Raw genomic sequence first — 3,475 nt, 5'->3', positions numbered from 1 at the left:
CATGCCGTTCCCGGCCCCGCACACCGCCAGCGCCGCGAGCAGCGGCCACGGGTACGCGCCCGCGTAGGCGGCCAGAGCCCCGAGCACCCCGGCGAACAGGACGGCGAGCCCGGCGAACATGACCCGTGACAGGCGGCGCGGCGTCATCCGCGCGCCCACGATGCCGGAGGAGATCGCCAGCCCGACCGACCACGGGAGCAGGGTCAGCCCGGCGGTCAGGACGTCGCGGCCCAGGCCGAGCTGCACCTGCAACACGATGACCAGCATCAGCCCGTTGGTCACCGCGAACAGCAGCGTCGAGGTCGCCAGCGCGGCCGGGAAGACCCGGTCGCCGAACAGGCTCGGCTCCACCAGGGGAGCACGCCCCCGCCGGGCCCGGCGGCGCTGGTGGAGCCCGAACGCCACCAGGACGAGGACCCCGGCGACGAGCATGGCCGCGCCCCACCCCGGCCGGACGGCGTCGCCGCCCTCGATGAGCGGGTAGACCACCAGCCCGGCACCCAGCACCGCCAGCCCGGTCCCGGGCAGGTCCAGGCGGGGCGGCCGCACGGCCCGGTCCTCGCGGAGCAAGGGTCCGACGGCGAGCACGGCCACGGCGAGGGGTACGTTGACCAGGAAAGCCGCCCGCCACGACGAGCCGAACAGATCGGCGTGGGTGAGCACGGCCCCGAGCATCGGCCCGAAGATCACCGACAGCCCCATGACCGGCCCGATGGTGCTCATGGCCCTGGCCAGCTCGGCTCCGGCGAACATCGAGCGGATCAACCCGATCGTCTGCGGGATGATCAAGGCGGCGGCCGTGCCCTGGAGCGCCCGCGCGCCGATCAGCACGCCTGCGCCGGGCGCCAGCGCGCAGCACAACGACGCCAGCGTGAACCCGGTGATCCCGATCAGGAACACCCGCCTGCGGCCGAGCATGTCCCCCAACCGGCCGCCCAAGATCAGGAACGCCGCGAACGGCAGCGTGTAGGCCGAGCTGAACCACTGGATGGCGGACTCGGAGCCGCCGAGCCCGGCGCGGATCACCGGCGCCGCGACCTGCACGATCGTCGCGTCCAGCACGTTCATCGCCTCGGCGGTCAGCAGCGCGCCCAGCACGACCCACCGCCACCGGTAGGCCACCGTCGGATCCTCCCGAACCGGCATGTCCCAGTCCCCCTCAGTCGTACGGATGACTTCCGCGACCAAGGCTGCGGCCACCGGCATCGGCGATTCCACAAGGCCCGCGATGTTCGGGGGATTTTTCCACGAAGCCGGATTTCGTGCATGATTTGCTCATGCTCGATGATCTGGACCGTGGTTTGATCCATGCCCTGCACATCGACGGGCGGGCGCCGTTCAGCGGCATCGCGCGGGCGCTGGGCGTGTCCACCCAGACCGTGGCCCGCCGCTACCAGCGGCTGCGCGCGAACGCCTCCCTGCGCGTCGTCGGGCTGCCCGACCCGTCCCGGGTGGGGCGCAGCCAGTGGGTGGTCCGCCTCACCACCAGCCCGGCCGCGACCCGTACCGTCGCCCAGGCCCTGGCCCGGCGGCCCGACACGTCATGGATCAAGCTGCTGTCCGGCGGCACCGAGATCTTCGCCATGGTCCACGTCCCGCACGGCGTGGACGACCCTCCCTCGATGCTGCTGCACGACCTGCCCAGGAAGGCGGGGATCACGTCGGTCTCCGCCCAGTACCTGCTCCACCCCTACCGGGGCGGGCCCACCGCGTGGCAGGGCATCGCCCAGACCCTCGACGAGGGGCAGCAACGGCAGCTCAGGCCGGCCGCGGCTGACGTGCCCGCCGCGCCGTCGGGCCGGCCGTCACTGGACCGCGCCGACCAGGCCCTGCTCGACGCCCTGCGCCACGACGGCCGCGCCGGCTACGCCGACCTCGCCAGGAGCACCGGCTGGTCCGAGGCCACGGTGGCGCGGCGCCTGGCCGACCTGCGCGCCCACGGCACGATCTTCTTCGACCTCGAGATCGATCCCGTCCTCCTCGGCGTCGCGACCCAGGCGCTGCTCTGGATGGCGATCGCGCCGGCACACCTCGACCAGGTGGCCACCGCCCTGGCGGGCCACGACGAGCTCGCCGCCGTCGCCCACACCACCGGCCCCACCAACCTGCTGGCCCACGCGCTGTGCTCCGGCACCGATCACCTGCACCGCTACATCACCCACCGGCTGGGGGCGTTGCCCGAGATCCGCACCATCGAGACCGCCCCTGTCCTGCGGACCCTCAAGCACGCCGGACCGCTCCGGCCCGGCGCCTGACCCTCACGAGCCGGCCGCGCCGATCAGCCTGGCCGCCGCCGCCCTGGCGCGCAGCATCGCCGTACGGTCGTCGTCGACCACCACGCGCGCGTTGGCGCCGTCGATGAGCAGCAGCAACGCGTCGCCCACCTCTTCTGGCCGCGCCAGGCCCGCCTGCCCGGCCAGCGTGGCGAGCGTCCCGCGCAGCCAGGACTTGTAGGCCGAGATCACCGCCCGCGCCGGATGCCCGGGATCGGGCAGCTCGACCGCCGCGTTGGTGAACGGGCACCCGCGAAAGCCCTCGCGGCCGTGCCCCTCGGCCAGCCAGTCGAAGACCGCCAGCACCGCCTGCCCGCCCCGGACGTCGCTGCCCGCCAGGTACGCGCTCAGGGCGGCCTGCCGGGCGGCGCTGCGGCGGGCCAGGACCGCCGCCACCAGGTTCTCCTTGGACCCGAACTGGGCATACAGGGTCGGCTTGGACACCCCGGCCCGCTCCACCAGCGTGTCGACGCCGGTCGCGCGGATGCCCTCGGCGTAGAAGACCTCGGTCGCCACCTCCAGCAACCGCTGCCCGCCCGGACTGAGCCGCCGATCCTCCATCCGCTCATACTTACAGGTCAGTAAAGCCCGCGGCAACACCGGCGGCCCGGACGGCGCGGCCGCCCACCGCCCGCAGGTACGCCAGCAGTTCGGGCGGCTCGTGCACCTCGAACTCGCAGCCGAGCATGAGCAGCCGCGCGGCCAGCCACTCCAGGGTGTCGGCGTGCCCGTGCAGCTCGCAGCTGTGCCCGTCGACGGGCCGGACGTCGCCCGGAGCGGCGCCGAGCCGCTCGATCGCCTCCTCGGCCGGCAGGCGCAGGGTGGCCCGCACCTCGTAGGTGGGGGCGAGCGAGTAGATCTTGCGGGTGATGAAGGCGGCCGCGTCCGGCTCGGGCGGCTCGCGGGGCGCGAACCGGACGCCGGTCGGCCGCGGGGCGCTGAGCCGGTCGACGCGGAAGATCCGCCAGTCGTCGCGGTCGTTGTCGTACGCGAGCAGATACCAGCGGCGCCCGCCGGCCACCAGGCGGTAGGGCTCGACCAGCCGGCTGGACCGGCTCCCGTCGTTCGCCTGGTAGTCGAAGCGCAGGCGTTCGCGGTTGGCGGCCGTCCAGGCGAGCACCGCCAGGTTCTGCGGATCGACGCTCGGCCCGTTCGCCGACGTCATCGACACCGTGGCGGCCCCGAGCGCGCCGACGCGCTGC

Annotated in this window: 4 protein-coding genes; 1 reads left to right on the top strand and 3 read right to left on the bottom strand. The window is 74.0% G+C overall.

Translation table 11 applies throughout. The annotated features are described in order from the left end of the window. Nucleotides 1-1,146: MFS transporter (locus tag ACWDX9_RS61240; RefSeq protein ID WP_449973104.1), on the bottom strand; the 1,146-nt coding region annotated here is incomplete at its 3' end. Nucleotides 1,147-1,277: 131 nt separating this feature from the next. Between ACWDX9_RS61240 and ACWDX9_RS61235 the strand changes: the two genes are divergently transcribed. Continuing rightward, nucleotides 1,278-2,255 carry an Lrp/AsnC family transcriptional regulator gene (locus tag ACWDX9_RS61235; protein ID WP_449973103.1) on the top strand — a complete coding sequence of 326 codons (978 nt, stop codon included), beginning with the start codon at nucleotides 1,278-1,280 and terminating at the stop codon, nucleotides 2,253-2,255. A gap of 3 nt (nucleotides 2,256-2,258) precedes the next feature. On the opposite strand, the gene ACWDX9_RS61230 is transcribed toward ACWDX9_RS61235, so the two are convergent. Together ACWDX9_RS61230 and ACWDX9_RS61225 are read right to left on the bottom strand one after the other, a co-directional pair. Beyond that, the gene (locus tag ACWDX9_RS61230) at nucleotides 2,259-2,834 is read right to left on the bottom strand and encodes a TetR/AcrR family transcriptional regulator (RefSeq protein WP_363980124.1); all 576 of its coding nucleotides are present in this window, start codon (nucleotides 2,832-2,834) and stop codon (nucleotides 2,259-2,261) included. 10 nt (nucleotides 2,835-2,844) lie between these two features. Further along, on the bottom strand, nucleotides 2,845-3,475 hold a 631-nt coding region (locus ACWDX9_RS61225; RefSeq protein WP_449973102.1), incomplete at its 5' end, for a helix-turn-helix transcriptional regulator.

The organism is Nonomuraea sp. NPDC003201 (assembly GCF_053590415.1).
The sequence above is the reverse complement of the archived record's forward strand: the minus strand, read 5'-3'. Positions and strand labels throughout refer to the sequence as shown.

Bases quoted from the DNA above. Each gene is read 5' to 3' on its own strand.
- ACWDX9_RS61235 (WP_449973103.1), top strand. From the start codon at position 1,278: ATGCTCGATGATCTGGACCGTGGTTTGATCCATGCCCTGCACATCGAC.
- ACWDX9_RS61230 (WP_363980124.1), bottom strand. From the start codon at position 2,834: ATGGAGGATCGGCGGCTCAGTCCGGGCGGGCAGCGGTTGCTGGAGGTG.